The organism is Halorubrum salipaludis, from assembly GCF_002286985.1.
In the GTDB taxonomy this organism is placed as follows: domain Archaea; phylum Halobacteriota; class Halobacteria; order Halobacteriales; family Haloferacaceae; genus Halorubrum; species Halorubrum salipaludis.
Genome location: NZ_NSKC01000006.1, coordinates 1 through 2,603 on the forward strand (window position 1 = coordinate 1; position 2,603 = coordinate 2,603).

The window sequence follows — 2,603 nt, forward strand, 5'->3', positions numbered from 1 at the left end:
CCCGGACACCGACGAACTACCACGGTTCACACACACGCGTACGATACCTTCCCATGTGGGAAGGTGGGCTCATAGCTCAGCGGTAGAGTGCCTCCCTTGCAAGGAGGATGCCCTGGGTTCGAATCCCAGTGAGTCCATGTCAGCCTCGGTCCGAATCCGTCCCCTTAAGTGGGAGACGAGATTCGGATTGAGTAGACGACGACCGATGCACCATCCCGGGAAACCGCGGATGGGAAGGGTTCGACGGACACGCTCCATGCCTGGACGTGATCCGATGACGACCGTGTATACGTGCGATCCAGACGTCCACTGAACTCATACGAGTTCGTGGAACGTCAGTGAACCATATACAGTCGGGTGACATTTAGTCACTTGACACCGTCAGCGGTTCTGTATAGAACCGACTGACACACTACTGGCTACTGTGCCAGCTGGTGAATGGCTCGGCTCGAGAGCCGATGAAGGACGTGCCAAGCTGCGAAAAGCTCGTGGGACCCGCATGGAGGGAAAGAACACGAGGTTTCCGAATCGGAATCCGTTTACAATTGCCACGCGCAATAGGGAACTCCCTGAATTGAAACATCTCAGTAAGGGAAGGAAAAGAACGCAATAGCGATGTCGTCAGTAACCGCGAGTGACCGCGACACAGCCCAAACCGAAGGTCTTCGGACCAATGTGGTGTTCGGGTTGACAATCAATTCTCGATCCGGTATCTGAAGTCTCCTGGAACGGAGCGTGAAACAGGGTGACAACCCCGTAAGATACCGCAGTACAGAAGGCGTCAATACCAGAGTAGCAGGGGTCGGATATCCTCTGTGAACAACTCAGGCATCCCCTGAGAAGGCTAAACACTCCTCGAGACCGATAGCGAACAAGTAGCGTGAGCGAACGCTGAAAAGCACCCCGAGAAGGGCGGTGCAATAGGGCCTGAAATCAGCTGGCGATCGAGCGACAGGGCGTACAAGGCGATTCTTGAAACGACCGAGGAGCGATCCTCTAGTAGGAAGAGAATCGAGCCGGCGTCGTGTCGTGCGTTTTGAAAAACGACCCAGGGAGTGCACTTGATTGGCGAGTCTAACCCGTGAACCGGGGAAGGCGCAGGGAAACCGATACGGCCGCAGCATTGCGAGGGCCACCGTGTTCAAGCGCGGGGAGTCAATTGGGTGCGACCCGAAACCAGGCGATCTATACGCAGGCAGGGTGAAGCGTGGCGAAAGCCACGTGGAGGCCCGTTAGAGTTGGTATTCTACAATATCCTCTCGTGATCTGCGCATAGGGGTGAAAGGCCCATCGAGCCTGGCAACAGCTGGTTCCAACCGAAACATGTCGAAGCATGACCTCTTCCGAGGTAGCCCGCGGGGTAGAGCTACCGATTGGATGACCCGCCTCCGAGAGGAGTCGGCCATCCTGTCGAACTCCAAACCCGCAGGCGCTGTAGACGAAGGGAGTCCGGTGTGCGGGGTAAGCCTGTGCACCGTGAGGGGAACAACCCAGAGCCGGGTTAAGGTCCCAAAGTGTAGATTAAGTGCGATTCGAAGGTGGTCTCAAGCCCTAAACAGCCGGGAGGTGAGCTTAGAAGCAGCTACCCTCTAAGAAAAGCGTAACAGCTTACCGGCCGAGGTTTGAGGCGCCCAAAATGATCGGGGCTCAAATCTACCACCGAGACCTGGCCGTGCCCTTGACAGGGGCAACCGCGTAGGTTGGCGTTCTGTTCGGATGGAAGCTCGGGCGAGAGCTCGCGTGGACCGTTCAGAAACGACAATCCTGGTCACAGTAGCAGCGATAGTCGGGTGAGAACCTCGACGGCCTGATGAGCAAGGGTTCCTCGGCACTGCCACTCAGCCGAGGGTCAGCCGGTCCTAAGATGCACCGTAACTCGACTGCATCAACGGGAAACTGGTTAAGATTCCAGTGCCATCGTGCAGTGAAAGTCGACGCCGTGTGGAACGCTGAGCCGGGCTTTCGCCCGGTCAAATCGTGGAATCTCGTGGACGCCGTCATGGCACGAAGCGAGAGAAGCGCGAGATAGCGCAAGTCAGCCGTACATAGGGCCCGTGAAAAGACGAGCACGATGTCCGTACCGAGATCCGACACAGGTGCTCTGGCAGCGCAAGCCAAGGCCTGTCGGGAGAACCGACGTTAGGGAATTCGGCAAGTTAGTCCCGTACCTTCGGAAGAAGGGATGCCTGCTCTCGACGGAGCAGGTCGCAGTGACTCGGGCGCTCCGACTGTCTAATAACAACACAGGTGACCGCAAATCCGCAAGGACTCGTACGGTCACTGAATCCTGCCCAGTGCGGGTATCTGAACACCTCGTACAAGAGGACGAAGGACCCGTCAACGGCGGGGGTAACTATGACCCTCTTAAGGTAGCGTAGTACCTTGCCGCTTCAGTAGCGGCTTGCATGAATGGATAAACGAGAGCGCCACTGTCCCAACGTTGGACCCGGTGAACTGTACGTTCCAGTGCGGAGTCTGGAGACCCCCAAGGGGAAGCGAAGACCCTATAGAGCTTTACTGCAGGCTGTCGCTGAGACGTGGTCGCCGATGTGCAGCATAGGTAGGAGTCATTACACAGGTACCCGCGCCAGCGGGCCACCGAG

The 2,603-nt window shown here is 57.2% G+C and carries 1 tRNA gene and 1 rRNA gene; both read left to right on the forward strand.

What is annotated here, in order from left to right:
- The first annotated feature begins 65 nt into the window (after window positions 1–65).
- Window positions 66–137, forward strand: a tRNA-Ala gene (locus tag CK500_RS11575).
- Between the two features lie 273 nt (window positions 138–410).
- Window positions 411–2,603: ribosomal RNA gene (locus CK500_RS11580) — 23S ribosomal RNA — on the forward strand; the annotation flags it as partial.